15 protein-coding genes are annotated in these 13,291 nt (G+C 70.5%); 12 read left to right on the plus strand and 3 right to left on the minus strand.

The window, feature by feature from the left end; translation table 11 throughout:
* The first annotated feature begins 235 nt into the window (after positions 1–235).
* The 5 genes from ACWDY5_RS34220 (at position 236) to ACWDY5_RS34240 (ending at position 3,600) form a co-directional block, all read left to right on the plus strand.
* Positions 236–913 carry a M23 family metallopeptidase gene (locus tag ACWDY5_RS34220; protein ID WP_449726278.1) on the plus strand — a complete coding sequence of 226 codons (678 nt, stop codon included), beginning with the start codon at positions 236–238 and terminating at the stop codon, positions 911–913.
* A 478-nt stretch (positions 914–1,391) separates the two neighbouring features.
* Positions 1,392–1,694 carry a hypothetical protein gene (locus tag ACWDY5_RS34225; protein ID WP_449726279.1) on the plus strand — a complete coding sequence of 101 codons (303 nt, stop codon included), beginning with the start codon at positions 1,392–1,394 and terminating at the stop codon, positions 1,692–1,694.
* Positions 1,691–2,689, plus strand: coding sequence for a hypothetical protein (locus tag ACWDY5_RS34230; RefSeq protein ID WP_449726280.1), 999 nt, complete (start codon positions 1,691–1,693; stop codon positions 2,687–2,689). Before ACWDY5_RS34225 ends, ACWDY5_RS34230 begins: the two co-directional genes overlap by 4 nt.
* A 1-nt stretch (position 2,690) precedes the next feature.
* A complete protein-coding gene (locus ACWDY5_RS34235) occupies positions 2,691–3,044 on the plus strand; it encodes a hypothetical protein (protein WP_449726281.1) in 354 nt (117 codons plus the stop codon).
* A 118-nt stretch (positions 3,045–3,162) separates the two neighbouring features.
* Positions 3,163–3,600 carry a hypothetical protein gene (locus ACWDY5_RS34240; RefSeq protein WP_449726282.1) on the plus strand — a complete coding sequence of 146 codons (438 nt, stop codon included), beginning with the start codon at positions 3,163–3,165 and terminating at the stop codon, positions 3,598–3,600.
* Here ACWDY5_RS34240 and pcrA read toward each other — a convergent pair.
* Entirely contained in the window at positions 3,597–5,978 is a 2,382-nt protein-coding gene (pcrA, locus tag ACWDY5_RS34245) for a DNA helicase PcrA (protein ID WP_449726283.1), read from the minus strand. The two genes, ACWDY5_RS34240 and pcrA, sit on opposite strands and share 4 nt — an antisense overlap.
* A 138-nt stretch (positions 5,979–6,116) precedes the next feature.
* Between pcrA and ACWDY5_RS34250 the strand changes: the two genes are divergently transcribed.
* Positions 6,117–6,731 carry a DedA family protein gene (locus ACWDY5_RS34250; RefSeq protein WP_449726284.1) on the plus strand — a complete coding sequence of 205 codons (615 nt, stop codon included), beginning with the start codon at positions 6,117–6,119 and terminating at the stop codon, positions 6,729–6,731.
* Here ACWDY5_RS34250 and ACWDY5_RS34255 read toward each other — a convergent pair.
* The gene (locus ACWDY5_RS34255; RefSeq protein ID WP_449726285.1) at positions 6,715–7,179 is read right to left on the minus strand and encodes a hypothetical protein; all 465 of its coding nucleotides are present in this window, start codon (positions 7,177–7,179) and stop codon (positions 6,715–6,717) included. The genes ACWDY5_RS34250 and ACWDY5_RS34255 overlap by 17 nt on opposite strands.
* A 176-nt stretch (positions 7,180–7,355) precedes the next feature.
* Between ACWDY5_RS34255 and ACWDY5_RS34260 the strand changes: the two genes are divergently transcribed.
* The gene (locus ACWDY5_RS34260; RefSeq protein ID WP_449726286.1) at positions 7,356–7,697 is read left to right on the plus strand and encodes a chorismate mutase; all 342 of its coding nucleotides are present in this window, start codon (positions 7,356–7,358) and stop codon (positions 7,695–7,697) included.
* A gap of 202 nt (positions 7,698–7,899) precedes the next feature.
* Here the strand turns inward: ACWDY5_RS34260 and ACWDY5_RS34265 are convergent, their stop codons facing one another.
* Positions 7,900–9,006: a histone deacetylase gene (locus tag ACWDY5_RS34265; protein ID WP_449726287.1), complete on the minus strand. Its 1,107-nt coding sequence runs from the start codon at positions 9,004–9,006 to the stop codon at positions 7,900–7,902.
* A 62-nt stretch (positions 9,007–9,068) separates the two neighbouring features.
* Here ACWDY5_RS34265 and ACWDY5_RS34270 point away from each other — a divergent pair, with 62 nt between their 5' ends.
* The 5 genes from ACWDY5_RS34270 to ACWDY5_RS34290 all read left to right on the plus strand — a co-directional run bounded on the left by ACWDY5_RS34270 (position 9,069) and on the right by ACWDY5_RS34290 (position 13,233).
* Positions 9,069–9,371: a hypothetical protein gene (locus ACWDY5_RS34270; RefSeq protein WP_449726288.1), complete on the plus strand. Its 303-nt coding sequence runs from the start codon at positions 9,069–9,071 to the stop codon at positions 9,369–9,371.
* Between the two features lie 102 nt (positions 9,372–9,473).
* Entirely contained in the window at positions 9,474–10,211 is a 738-nt protein-coding gene (locus ACWDY5_RS34275) for a PIG-L deacetylase family protein (protein ID WP_449726289.1), read from the plus strand.
* A 39-nt stretch (positions 10,212–10,250) separates the two neighbouring features.
* Positions 10,251–11,147 carry a hypothetical protein gene (locus ACWDY5_RS34280; protein ID WP_449726290.1) on the plus strand — a complete coding sequence of 299 codons (897 nt, stop codon included), beginning with the start codon at positions 10,251–10,253 and terminating at the stop codon, positions 11,145–11,147.
* A 220-nt stretch (positions 11,148–11,367) separates the two neighbouring features.
* A complete protein-coding gene (locus tag ACWDY5_RS34285; protein ID WP_449726291.1) occupies positions 11,368–12,186 on the plus strand; it encodes a hypothetical protein in 819 nt (272 codons plus the stop codon).
* Positions 12,187–12,297: 111 nt separating this feature from the next.
* Positions 12,298–13,233 carry a hypothetical protein gene (locus tag ACWDY5_RS34290; protein WP_449726292.1) on the plus strand — a complete coding sequence of 312 codons (936 nt, stop codon included), beginning with the start codon at positions 12,298–12,300 and terminating at the stop codon, positions 13,231–13,233.
* The last annotated feature ends 58 nt before the right edge of the window (positions 13,234–13,291 follow it).

The raw sequence follows: 13,291 nt of genomic DNA on the forward strand, positions 1-13,291 counted from the left end.
TCCGTTGTCACGGTCCGATCACAAGAGGACACGGAGCTGGTTACCCCAACCAACTCCACCGGGATCCCCCGCCCGGTCTCGTCCAATCGGACTCCCCGAGACGGAAGGGCAGGCATTGACTCAGCACCGCTCCCCCGGCGGCGGTCATCCCTCCCACGCTGTTGACGTGGTCGAACAGCAGAAGGGTGAAGCGCGTCCCCGCGGCGCGCACCGGCTTCCGCCGCCGCCCTCTGCCATGCGTGGCAGGGTTGTCGTAGCAGCAGTAGCGGCCGGCGCTTTTGTGGCCGCAGGTTCGTCCCTGGACACCGGCAGCGGCAACGCCGCCGCGTCCGACGAGGCCACCCCGCTGGCTTCCGGTGCGGACGCCAAGGCAAGCTTCACCGCCATCGGCGGCGACTCCCTTGAGGTCCTCCCGCTCTCGCGGACCACGGACTCCTCGCTCGAGTACCAGAAGCTGGCCAAGAGCGAGCGCATCAAGCAGGACCAGCAGGACCGCGCGGCCCGCGACGCCGAGGCCCGCAAGCCGATGTTCGTCTCGCCCGCGCAGGGCGTGTTCACCTCCGGCTTCGGTGGCCGTTGGGGCACCACGCACTACGGCATCGACATCGCCAACCGCCTGGGCACCCCGATCGTCTCCGTCGCTGATGGTGAGGTCATCGAGGCCGGTCCGGCAAGCGGTTTTGGCCTGTGGGTCCGCGTGCAGCACAAGGACGGCACCATCACCGTCTACGGCCACATGGACCGGATCACGGTCAAGCAGGGCCAGAAGGTCAAGGCGAACCAGCAGATCGCCACCATGGGCAACCGCGGCTTCAGCACCGGCGTGCACCTGCACTTCGAGGTGTGGAGCCCCAGCGGCAAGAAGATCAACCCGCTGCCCTGGCTCAACGAGCGCGGCGTCTTCGTGAAGTAGCCACGCCCCAGCGTTTACCGCCTCCGCCCGGATGCCGCACTTCCCTGCGGCACCCGGGCGGACGCGTGTCCCCACAGTTCCCCGCCGGTTGTCTCCCGTCGGACCCGAGCGGCCCCCGAAACACGCCACCCGGAGCCCTCAACCGCCGAAGCCCCGTTATCTGGTAACTACCCGTACCCCTCCCCGCCAAACCTGCCCGATCGGGTGTCGATGCTGATCTAACACCCACCCACCGACAAAACTTCCCGAGTTCTCGGCGGTTCGGGACTCAACTTTTTTTCAAGTCAAAACCGCAGGTCAACCCCCCTGACCGAAGTCAGCCAGGGGAACCGGTCACTGCCCAGAAGTGCAACGCCCGACCCCGTTAGCCCAAACGGGTCAGCGCGTACTGGCTGGTAGCGTGCGACCCGGTGCCAGGGGGACGGTCTGCACCGGCCTCCTCGGCATGTCTGCGTTTCCGACAGCGAGGGGAGGCGCTGTGGCTGGGATCAGCCTGACCGAAGAACAGATCCGCCAGACCGGCCAGGTCTTCGTCAACGAGGCCACCGTGATCGGCGACCAGGAACGCGCGGTGGCCGAGGGCACCGTGGACGCCACCGCGGCAGGCAGGACCTTCTTCGCCGACGCGGAGGCCTACACCACCGTGATCGACCGCCTGCGCGCCGCGGTCCGCGACTCGAAGATCCGCGCAGGACGCATCGGCGACACCCTGATCACGAACGCGGGCGACTACGCCAGCACAGAGGGCACCAACATCGGCCACCTGCGAGGCGCCCGATGAGCTTCACGCTCACCATCGCCAAGCTCACCGAAGCCTTCAGCCCGGTGATGGCCGGCTACGCGAAGAGCCTGGAGAAGGGCATCAACGCCGGCGAGGCCTACGACCGGTCCACCGCGCAGGACGCCCAGGCACTGGAACGTGGCCGTCAGGTCATCGCCAAGGCGCCGGGGGACATCGGCAAGTCCGACGAGCTGCTGGACGCGGCCCGCCCGGCGCTGGTCTTCTTCGACCGCTTCCTGCCGCTGTACAACAAGTGGAAGTACTCCTCGCTGAGTCTCCAGGAGGAGGTCTACGGGAAGTTCGACCGGTTCCGCGGCATCGACTTCGCCCGGTTCCGCGCGGACAGCGAGTCGCTGCGCTCGGTGCGCCAGGAACTGGGAGCGGCCGACGCGGTGATGCGCAAGGCCTACGACGGGCTGAGCGCGAACTGGCGCGGCAAGGCGGCGGACGCCGCCACTGAGCACATCGACAAGTACCTGACCGTCAACGACGAGGTGAACCGGCGCTTCACCACGGTCAGCGCGCACACGGACAACCTCACCAACGGCATGGTGCGGGACGTCCAGCGGTACGCCTCCGAGGTGATCGCGCTCTACTCCACCGACTGCGGCGGCTATACCCCGCACCAGGTGGACGAGATGATCAAGTTCGTGCGTGGCGAGACGGACATGCCGCTGGCCAACCTCTACAACAACCTCCTCTCCTGGACCGGTGACTCACCGGCGGATGTGGTCAAGGAGCTGCCGACTCCCGGCGCAGCGGCGGTCGCGGGCGCCATCAAGGTGCTGAACGCCATCCGCGAGAGCTTCAAGGAGCGGCTCAACGAGCGGTTCGCGGAGAACTTCGAGAAGAAGCTGAAGGTGTTCCAGGAAACCCTGTGCAAGGGGCGGGAGAACACCATCCGGGAGCTGTGGGACGGCTTCAAAGGCGCGACAGCCAAGTTCACCGACCACCCGTTCGAGAAGGTTCCGCCGCTGCCGCCAAGGGGGAAGTGAGATGGCACAGGACGAGCACCGCTTCGCCGAGGAGATCGACCGGATCCTGGCCACCACCCAGGAACGCGCCGACACCGCCCTCGCGGAGCTGCACCGCGCCGAGGCCGGGTTCCGGGAGGCGAACATGGCTGAGGACGCCCAGCTGGCGACCGAGGTCGACGACGCGCTCAGCGCCTGGCGAGACGCTGAGCCAGCCGAGCGGCCCGCGCCCGGTGGCGCCGCGGATCTCAAGCTCTACGACGACACCTGGGAGGAGCGGCCCACCCCGCCCCGGCAACCGGCCCGGAAGCCGCCTCAGCCTTCAGCGGACGAGGACGAGGACGAGGACTTCTCCGAACGGAAGTGGACTTCGTGAAGGGCGCCCGCCGATGACCTGGCAACCACCGATGCCACCCCAGCCCCCCGTGCCCCCTGGCTACCCGATGCCGCCGTTCCAGCCGCCGCGACGGCCGGCCGCGGTGGAGGCGGCGTTCGTGCTGCTGCTGATCCTGTCGATCTCCCTCATGGGCTTGTTGAAGGTGCGCATCGACGCCGTCAACGAAGCGAACCGGTCGCCGGGAGTCCCGCTGCGGCCCGAGATTGAGATCTTCTCGGTGCTGTTCCCCGTGGGGGTGCTGGCGCTGCTGGTGATGTGGGCGGTGAAGATCCGGCGTGGGTCAGGGGCGAGCGCGACCGGAATGAGCGTGCTGTTCGGCCTCGTGGCCGTGTCCTATGCGGGGGGGTTGTTCAGCGCTGCGACGCCGACCGCGCTGGTGAGCGGGCTGGTGCTGGTCGCGCTCAGTGGGGCCGTGATCGCGCTGCTCTGGGTGCCGTCCTCGCGGGCCTACTTCGAGGGCATGCGGCCGTTCCGGATGAAACGGCCGCCGCTGCCCCCACCGCCGCCGCCGGGGTGGGGGCCGCCGGCTGGTTAGAGCTTCACCATGGGGACGCCGCCGATGAGCATCAGGCGGACCTTGCCCGAGGTGCCGAAGTCGATGGTGGCGGTGGCCTGGGGGCCGGTGCCGTTGGTCTCGATCACGGTGCCCAGGCCGTACTTGTCGTGGCTGACGCGGTCGCCGACGTCCAGGGTCATGGACGGGGTGTTCTGCCAGCCCTTGTTGACCGGGTTGCGGCGGAACGGTGAGTTGATGACCTCGCTGCTGGCGGCGCGGTCGAAGCCGCGGCGGCCCCAGGTGGTGGCCGCGGCGGGGCCCGCTCGTTCCGGTTCCACGCGGCGCCAGTCGAGCAGGTTGGCCGGGATCTCGTCCAGGAAGCGGGAGGCGGGGTTCATCATCGGCTGGCCCCAGGCCGAGCGCATCAGGGCACGGGAGACGTAGAGGCGTTCCCTGGCCCTGGTGATGCCGACGTAGGCCAGGCGGCGCTCCTCGGCCAGCTCGGCCGGGTCGCCGAGGGCGCGCTGGTGCGGGAACATGCCGTCTTCCCAGCCGGTGCAGAAGACCACCGGGAACTCCAGGCCCTTGGCGGTGTGCAGGGTCATCAGGGTGACCACGCCGTCGCCCTCGTCCGGCAGCTGGTCGGAGTCGGCGACCAGGGAGACGCGCTCCAGGAAGGCCGCCAGGGAGTCCTGGGCGGGCAGGCCCTCGTCCTCCGGCAGGATGACCTCGCCGTCGGCGTCGTCTTCGGGCGTGGCGACCTGGAGCTGGACGAACTCGCGGGCCACCGTCACCAGCTCGGTGAGGTTGTCCAGGCGGGAGGCGTCCTGCGGGTCGTCGCTGGCCTCCAGCTCGCCGCGGTAGCCGGTCTTGTCCAGCAGGGTGTCCAGCACCTCGGCCACGTCCTGGCCGGCCTCGACCAGGCCGCGCAGCTCGGTGATCAGGTCGGTGAACCCGGCGATGGCGCGCTGGGACCTCGGGTTGAGCAGCGGGATCCGGTCCGCGGCCGCATCGCGCAGCGCGGCGGCGAAGGAGATCCGCTTGCGTTCGGCGTGCGCGGCGAGCACGGCCTCGGCCCGGTCGCCGATGCCACGCTTGGGCACGTTGAGGATGCGGCGCAGGCTGACCGTGTCCTCCGGGTTGTCCAGCACCCGCAGGTAGGCCAGCGCGTCCCTGACCTCGCGCCGCTCGTAGAACCGGACGCCGCCGACCACCCGGTAGGGCAGACCGAGCCGGATGAAGACCTCTTCGAACACGCGGCTGGAGTTGTTGGTGCGGTAGAAGACCGCGATGTCGCCGTTGACCGCCTCGGCCGAGTCGACCAGCCGGTCGATCTCGTTGGCCACGAACGCGGCCTCGTCGTGCTCGTTGTCGGCGACGTAGCCGACGATCTGCTCACCGTCGCCGGAGTCGGTCCACAGCCGCTTGTCCCGGCGGCCCTGGTTGCGCGAGATGACCGCGTTGGCCGCGGACAGGATGGTCTGGGTGGAGCGGTAGTTCTGCTCCAGCAGGATGGTGCGCGCCTGCGGGTAGTCCCGCTCGAACTCCTCGATGTTGCGGATAGTCGCGCCGCGGAAGGCGTAGATGGACTGGTCCGCATCGCCGACCACGCACAGCTCGCCCGGCGGGATGCCGCCCTCTCCGGTGCCGACCAGCTCCCTGACCAGCACGTACTGCGCGTGGTTGGTGTCCTGGTACTCATCGACCAGCACGTGCCGGAACCGCCGCCGGTAGTACTCGGCGATGGCCGGGAAGTTCTGCAGCAGCTCGACCGTGCGCATGATCAGGTCGTCGAAGTCCAGCGCGTTGGCCTGGTTCAGCCGCCGCTGGTACTCGCCGTAGACCTCGGCGACCCGGCGCTCCAGGTCGTTGGCCGCGCGCTCGGCGCCGTCCTCCGGGGTGAGCAGCTCGTTCTTCAGGTTGGAGATGTGGATCGCCAGGGTGCGCGCCGGGTAGCGCTTGGGGTCCAGGTCGAGGTCCCGCGCCACCAGCGTGATCAGCCTGCGCGAGTCGTCGCTGTCGTAGATGGAGAAGTTCGAGCTCAGCCCGGCCGACTTCGCCTCGCGGCGCATCACCCGCACGCACATGGAGTGGAAGGTGGACACCCACATCGCCCGCGCGCGCGGACCGACCAGCGCGCTGACCCGCTCCTTCATCTCCGCGGCTGCCTTGTTGGTGAAGGTGATCGCCATGATCTCGCCGGGGTGCACCCCGCGCGCGGCCAGCAGGTAGGCGATCCGGCTGGTCAACACCTTCGTCTTGCCCGAACCGGCGCCGGCCACCACCAGCAGCGGCGACCCGCTGTGCTCGACGGCCTCGCGCTGTCGCGGGTTGAGCCCGTGCAGCAACTCGGCGGGCGCGGCGGGGGCCGGGCGGCGCGGGGCGGGGGTCTCATGAAGTTCGAACAAGGCGTCCATCGGGAGACCACGGTACTCGGCGGCCCCGACATCCCCTGGTTCGCGTTCAGGGACGGGCCAGGGGCGTTCCCCGATTCTTCGCACCCGGTTCAGCGACAACATCGCTACTAGTCCAGTCGACCTAGTAAGAGGGATGTCATGAACCTGATGCCGGACCTCGCGGGGCTTGGACCGGTCACGATTCTGCTGATCATCACCGCGCTGTGCGTGGTGGAGGCGACGCTGCTGGTGGGCTCGCTGGTGCCCGGCGAACTGGTGGTCATCGCGGGTGCGGTGGCGCTGGGGCCGGAGTACTTCCCGCTGGTGGCCATCGCCGCGGGCCTCGGCTCACTGATCGGCCAGACCGGCGGCTACCTGCTGGGTCGCGGCACCGGCGGCAAGATCCGGTACAGCTGGGCAGGCCGCAAGCTGGGCGAGCACCGCTGGGCGCGGACCGAGGCGCTGGTGCGGTCAGCCGGTCCGAGCATGATGGTCGCGGTCCGGTTCGTCGCGGTCGGGCACACCCTGGCGCCGATTCTGGCCGGGGCGATGAAGGTGCCGCCGCGCCGGTTCTTCTTCCTCGGCGCGGTCAGCTCGATCGGCTGGTCCAGCGTGTGGGCGCTGCTCGGGCTGTTCGCCAGCAGCCTCGGCCAGGCCATGGACAGCCAACTGATGGCCCTGGCGCTGGGCGTCGCCGGCATGGTGGTGGCCGGGATCCTGCTCACCAGGGCCGCCAACCGGGCGCTGCCGGTGGAAGTCAGTGGTCGTAGCTAGTCACCAGCACGTTGACCACGTTGTTGGCGTGGTTCTGCTCGGAGCGGCGCCAGCCGTCCACGGTGACCGGGATGAAGGTGTGCGAGGTGGTGCCGTCGGGCACGCCGCTCACCGTGATCGGCGGCAGGCTCCCGCCGTGCGGGATGTTCTGCTGGCTCATGCAGAAGAACTCCCAGGCCTCCGGCTCGGTGCAGGTCCACCCCTCGCCACTGGCCCGCAGCTTCAGGCCCTTGATCTTGGGCGCGTGCACCGCGCCCGCGGACCCGGCCACCGTGCCCGGATTGCGCACGGTCAGCTCGAAGGTGAAGGTCTCGTGGTTGTAGGCGAGCAGCTCGGTCTTGCTGCTGGTCACCGCGATGTCGTAGTCCAGGGCAGGAGCCGCGCCGGCGATCGGCGCGGCCGCGGCGAGCACCGCCAGTCCGGTGGCGGTCAGGGCGAGCTTGCGCATGGAGGTTCCTCTCAACGAGCGGGACACGACTCGACGGCAGGGCGCAAGCGTGCCAGAATCGATCTGTGGCTCACCGCGCGTTTTACTTTTTCTACGGGTACCGGACTCCGGCACCCGTGGTCAGCTGACGCCAGCCGAACCACGACCGATGCCCCGGAGTCCTTGGACCCGGGGCTTTGTGCTGCGGGGACCGGGATAGCCGGGTCAGTCCACCCGAGCAGATGAGGATCGCCATGAACGCCGCGCTCGACAGCGACGCACAGTCCACCAGCACCGAGACCGACATCAGCTCCCTGCGCGAGGAGATCGACCACCTCGACTCGGAGATCCTCCGGTTGATACAGCGCCGCACCGAGGTCTCCCAGACCATCGGCGCCGCGCGGATGGCCGCGGGCGGTCCGAAGATCGTCTACAGCCGGGAGATGGCGGTGCTGGCGCGCTTCCGCGAGCTCGGCCCCGAGGGCAAGGAGCTGGCCATGATCCTGCTCCGCCTGGGCCGCGGCCGGTTGGGTCGGTGACATTGGCGCGCTCCGCGCGCGGGATTTTTCGCTCTTGAGCCGCCTCGTCGTGCACCCGCCGCACGCGAAGCAAGCTTCGGATGCGTCGGGCACACGACAAGGCGACGCGAAAAATCAACCCCACCGCTGGTCAAGAGCCCGCCGTGTCGCTGGCGCGCCACGCCTCTTTCGCAACAAGTGGGCGGGGGCCAGCAGGTGTGCACTACAGGTCCCAATGCCCGCGCAGCGCCGACCGCACCAGGTCCAGATCCGCCGTGGTGCGGTCGGGGTTTCGCGCCGAGTCGTCCGGCAGGTAGGCCAGTGGGTCGGCCAGCAGCTCCTCGGTGTGGCCGAGCAGGCCCTCGATGAGGGCGTGCAGGCAGAGGGCTGAGTAACCGCGCAGGTAGCCGCCCTCCTGGGTGAGCACCGGGCCGTGGCCGGTCAGCTCCTCGGCCAGCGCCGCTACCCGGCCACCGATCCACCGGTAGCCGGCCGCGGTGAGGTTGTGCCGTCCGTTCGGGTCGAAGGTGGAGCCGTCGAAGCCGGAGGCGCCCAGCAGCAGCTGCGGGCGGAACTGGCGGAGCACGGGTTCGGCGATCTCGGTGAAGGCGCGGCGGTAGGCCTCGTCGCCCGCGCCGAGGGAGAGCTCGATGTTGACGTTGTGGCCGGTGCCGGTCTCGTCGGGAGCGCCGGTCTGCGGGTGGGCCTTGCCCCAGCGGCCGTGCCGCATGTGCACCGAGATGGTGAGCACCCTGGGATCGTCGTAGAAGGCTTCCTGGGTGCCGTTGCCGTGGTGGACGTCCCAGTCCAGGATCGCCACCCGCTCGACGCCCGCGCGCAGGGCGTGTGCGGCGGCCACGGCCACGTTGTTCACCAGGCAGTAGCCGTCGGCCTGGGCGGGCTGGGCGTGGTGACCGGGTGGGCGGACGAGCGCGTAGGCGGTGTTCGACTGTCCGGACAGGACAGCCGCGGTGGCCTCGACGGCGGTGCCCGCGGCGGCGCGGACGGCGTCCCAGGAACCGGGGCCGACGACCGTGTTCTCCTCGATCGCGACCAGTTCGCCGGTGGTGCAGGCGGCCTGGAGCTCAGCGAGGTAGGCGGGGGTGTGCACCGTGGTCAGCTCGGCGGGGCTGGCGTGTCTGCCCTGGTGCCAGCGCAGAGAGTCCTTGATCGGGCCGTGCTGGAGGGCGTGCCGGAAGGTGCGCAGGCGGGCCGCGTTCTCCGGGTGGGGTTCGGGCTCGTCCAGCCAGTCCCAGCGGCCGGGCAGCTCCCACAGGCCGGTGCCGGTGTCGTGCGCCAGGCAGTCGGGGTGCCAGTAGACGTCGATCACCGGGGCAGCATCTCAGGGATGTCACCGATGCCGCCGCCGTAATACCGGCGCACACTGGGTTTATGCATCTCATCGCTGTTCTTGTCGGGCTGGTCGCCCTGCTCGCCTCGGTAGCCAACGGCGGTTATCTGGCCATGCTCAAGTCCGCGGCCGCCAAGCGGGCTGGCGGCGAACCGGTCGTGCACTACGTGCAGGAGCGGATGCCCAAGGTGGGCGTCACCGTCGTGCTGGCCGTGCTGGCGCTGCTGATGACCATGGGCGGGTTCATCTTCGACGTGCTGGCCGTCGTGGTGGCCGCCGGCGCTGGGCTGACCGCGGCCAAGGAGCTGCGGGCCACTCACGAGCGGTATGGCAAGGCCAGCTGATCTTGATACCGGGCGGGTGGAGTACACCCGTCCGGGTATCACTCCGGGTAGTTAGAGGGACCCGGAGCGCAACCACATCCTGGGCCACCTACCCTGGGTGAGATGGCTCACGAACCCGGCAACGACGACAGCGGGATCAGCCGCGTGCTGGTCGTCGCTGCTCACCCGGACGACGTCGACTTCGGCGCCGCCGGAACGGTGGCCGCCTGGACCAAGGCGGGCATCGAGGTCGCCTACTGTCTGTGCACCTCGGGTGAGGCCACCGGCGACCTGGACACCCCCCGCGCGGAGATCGCCGAACTGCGCGAGCAGGAACAGCGCGCGGCCGCGGAGATCGTCGGCGTGACCACCCTGTACTTCCTGCGCCACCCCGACGGACGCCTGGTGCCCGGACTCGCGCTGCGCCGCGACATCACCAGGATCATCCGCACCTTCCGGCCGGACCGGGTGCTGACCTGGTCGCCGGAGATCAACTGGGACCACATCGTCACCTCGCACCCCGACCACCGCGCCGCCGGCGAGGCCGCGCTGGCCGCGGTCTACCCGGACGCGCGCAACCCGCACGCCTACCCCGAGCTGTTCACCCAGGAGGGGCTGGCGCCCTGGACGGTGCGCGAGCTGTGGCTGGCCGACGGCCCGCGCGAGCGACGGCGACAGGCCGTCGACATCACCGACCTGATGCCGATCAAGCTGGCCGCGCTGCGCGCGCACCAGTCACAGACCGGAGGAATGGCGGGGCTCGACGAGCAGCTCCGCGGCGAGTTCGCCGCCCAGGCGAAGCACGCCGGCCTGCCCGAGGGCAGGCTCGCCGAGACGTTCCAGGTGGTCAACACGGCATAGGCGGGAAACCGCCCTGCTGGGGCGAAAGAGGTCAGCGAGATGAACAGCGGACAGGGGCCCGCCGAGCGGTACCGGCCACGCCACGGCCGGCACCGCCCGGAAGCCAACGCGCTGTCCTGGACGCCGGAGGTGTCGCGGCCGGAGCCGCCGCCACTGGCGGACCCGGTGGCCGACACCGCGCCGCCCGGTCTGCGCAAGTTCGACCTCGGCATGGTCCCGGCCTCGGTCACCCCGCCGCGCACCTGGAAGCGGGCGGCCTGGTTCGCCGGGCTGTCCTCGGCCACCGTGCTGCTCGTCCTGGTCGCCGCGGCGGCCGCGCTGGTCAGCCCGGACGGCGAGGACCACCTGGAGTCGCTGCCCGGCTACCCCAGTGACATGGTGCTGCCGGAGGGCACCAAGTCCGCCTCGGTGAAGCCCAGCCCCAGCCCCAGCGGCGGCGGCCGCAGCAGCAGCGCGGGCCGCACGCCCACCGCGGGGCCGAAGACCTCGCGCACCACCGGCACGCCGTCCGGCCCGTCCCGGCTCACCGGCGGCGGCAGCGGTGCGACCAGACCGGCCAGCAGCACCTCGCTGCCGCCGGTGACCACGGTGACCAACGACCGGGCGGTGCCGCTGGTGCCGGCGGACAAGCTGGCCGGGCAGACCATGGCCTTCTTCGCCGCGCTGCCGGAGGAGCCGCAGCGGGCCTTCGAGGCGCTCACCGGGCCCGCGATCAAGGACAGCGGGTTCCCCGCGTTCCAGCAGCGCTTCGACAACCTGCAGCGGGTCGAGGTGAAGACCATCCAGGTCGATCCGGGCCGGGGCGTGACCACCTCGGTGGTCGAGGTGCAGGCCAAGGACGGGTCGCTGAGCACCCAGCAGCGGGAGCTCGTCTTCACCGTTTCCGAGGTGCCGCTGGTCAACGGCGAGCGGCTGGTGTCCACCGCCGAACGGTGAGGTCCGAGCCCCGCCGGACCGAATCCGAAGGGTGACCGTTCATCCGTTCGACTGGCTTTTTCCGACCGTTTATCGACTCGAACGGGTGAACTGTGGCCAGTCGCTGGCACCTGCTGCCGATGTGACGGTACGAGTCCTGACGACCACAGAACGTACGGAGGCCACCACCGTGGAGCGTTCGACGACTGGTCGTCGGCACCACCGTGCCGGATCAGTCACCGTGGCGGACCTGATCAGGCAGCAGCCCTGCCCGGTACGGATCCCGCCGCGCGAAGTAGTCGAGACCGAGGAGTTCGTCGACGAGCTGCTCGGCGAGGAGACGACCGTGACGGTCGCCCCGCCGCAGCCGCTGGAGCGCACCAGGCGCTCGACCCGGCTGATCGGGATGCTGATCGGCGCGGTCGTGCTGACCGGCGCGGTCACCGCGGCCTCGGCGATCACCTCGAACATCTGGACCACGCCGCAGGCCGAGCGGGCCCCGGTGCAGCGCGCCACCGAGCTCACCGGCGCGATGGTGCTGCGGCCCGACCTGCTCACCGCCGAGCTGGTCAGCCCGCGCACCTCCCAGCAGGGCCAGGCCGCCTCGGCCAGCCCGGTGCCGCCCGCGGCCCGGCCAAACCCGCCGGTCAGCGAGCAGGCACAGCCTCTGGCCGTGCGGCCGGGCAAGCCGGTGGTGACCACCCCGCCGGGCGCCCAGCGCACCGCGACCACCCAGCCGCCCGCGCAGGGCCTGAACACCCCGGTCGGCGTGGTCCGCGAGTTCTACCAGCGGCTCGGCCAGAAGCAGCCGGAGACCGCGGCCGGACTGCTCACCCCGAACCTGCTCGGCGACCTGGCCGCCTTCATCCGGTCCTGGAGCGAGCTGCGCCAGCTGGACCTCAAGGAGGTCGAGGTCCGGCCGGACGGCTCGGTGCTCGCGGTGGTCCGGCTGCAGCAGGCCGACGGCAGCTGGCTGACCGTCGAGCAACTGCTCCGGCTGGCCAGCTCGGTGCCCATGCGGATCACCGGGGCGGAGCTGCTTTCAGCCCATCGCGGCTAGGCCATTAGGCCGAAGATTGCCCACAAGTTCACCCGAATTGGTGGCACACAACACCTAAAGTCCGGTATCTCAACCCCGTTGAGAAGCTCCCCCGGCCGGAAGGTGATCGCGGTGCGCAAGGGCAGTTCACGGGATGCGGAATCCCAGATCCTGGTGACCGACCTGCTGCGCAGGGAGGGCCAGACGCCCACGGCGGAGCGTCGCCCGAAGACCGCGCTGCGGGTGCTGGGCGCGGCCGCCGGCGTGGCGGTGCTGTGCGGCACCGTCGGCCTGGGCATCGCCTACATGAACACCGAGGACGGCCCCCGGACGCCGGTCGCGGCGCAGCAGAACCTCTCCGGCATCGTCGGCGGCAAGGCGCTGTCGCCGAACGCGATCAACGCGCAGACCGGTCAGCAGACCGGCGCCGAGCAGCCCGCCGGCGGCGACCAGCCCGGCGGCCAGGGCAGCAACGGGGCCCAGGGCGGCACTGGCGGCCAGGCCGGCAACGGCGGCCAGGGCTCGCAGGGCGGTGGCCAGGGCGGCGGCAACGGTGGCGGCCAGGGCGGCAACGGGAACACCGGCAACGGCGGCGTCGGCAGCGACCAGCCGGGCACCGGCGGTGGCGGCGGCGCCGACCCGCAGCCGACCGGCGGCCAGACCAGCCAGCCCGGCATCCCGGCCAGCAGCGCGGGCAAGCCCACCTCCAGCGCGCCCAAGCCCACCTCGGCCGCACCGACCACCAGCAAGAGGGGCGGCCTGCTCGACCCGATCCTGGACCCGATCCTCGGCCTGCTGAGCAAGGCGCCCGACCAGCCGGAGCAGGCCTACGCGATGCTCGCGCCGGAGATGCGCACCGGCGGTGTCGAGGAGTTCAAGGCGGACTGGGCCGGGGTCGAGTCGGCCACCGTCACCGAGTCCCGCGCGGACGGTGTGGACGCCGCCGTGGTGACCGTGGACTACCGCTGGAAGGACGGCCGCACCCTGCGGGTCGAGCAGCGGATGACCGTGGACAAGGTCCAGCGGAAAATCACCAACGCCAAGGTTCTGTCCAGCAAAGGCCGCTGACCAGCGCTGATGGCATCACCTCGGTAAGCGGGCGCACCCCAGTTGACCAGCCGCAAGT

Source organism: Crossiella sp. NPDC003009 (genome assembly GCF_053591555.1).

Coding starts and splice junctions, on each gene's coding strand:
- ACWDY5_RS34270 (WP_449726288.1), top strand. CDS start 9,069: ATGCATCTCATCGCTGTTCTTGTCGGGCTGGTCGCCCTGCTCGCCTCG.
- ACWDY5_RS34250 (WP_449726284.1), top strand. CDS start 6,117: ATGAACCTGATGCCGGACCTCGCGGGGCTTGGACCGGTCACGATTCTG.
- ACWDY5_RS34220 (WP_449726278.1), top strand. CDS start 236: ATGCGTGGCAGGGTTGTCGTAGCAGCAGTAGCGGCCGGCGCTTTTGTG.
- ACWDY5_RS34275 (WP_449726289.1), top strand. CDS start 9,474: ATGGCTCACGAACCCGGCAACGACGACAGCGGGATCAGCCGCGTGCTG.
- pcrA (WP_449726283.1), bottom strand. CDS start 5,978: ATGGACGCCTTGTTCGAACTTCATGAGACCCCCGCCCCGCGCCGCCCG.
- ACWDY5_RS34230 (WP_449726280.1), top strand. CDS start 1,691: ATGAGCTTCACGCTCACCATCGCCAAGCTCACCGAAGCCTTCAGCCCG.
- ACWDY5_RS34235 (WP_449726281.1), top strand. CDS start 2,691: ATGGCACAGGACGAGCACCGCTTCGCCGAGGAGATCGACCGGATCCTG.
- ACWDY5_RS34255 (WP_449726285.1), bottom strand. CDS start 7,179: ATGCGCAAGCTCGCCCTGACCGCCACCGGACTGGCGGTGCTCGCCGCG.
- ACWDY5_RS34280 (WP_449726290.1), top strand. CDS start 10,251: ATGAACAGCGGACAGGGGCCCGCCGAGCGGTACCGGCCACGCCACGGC.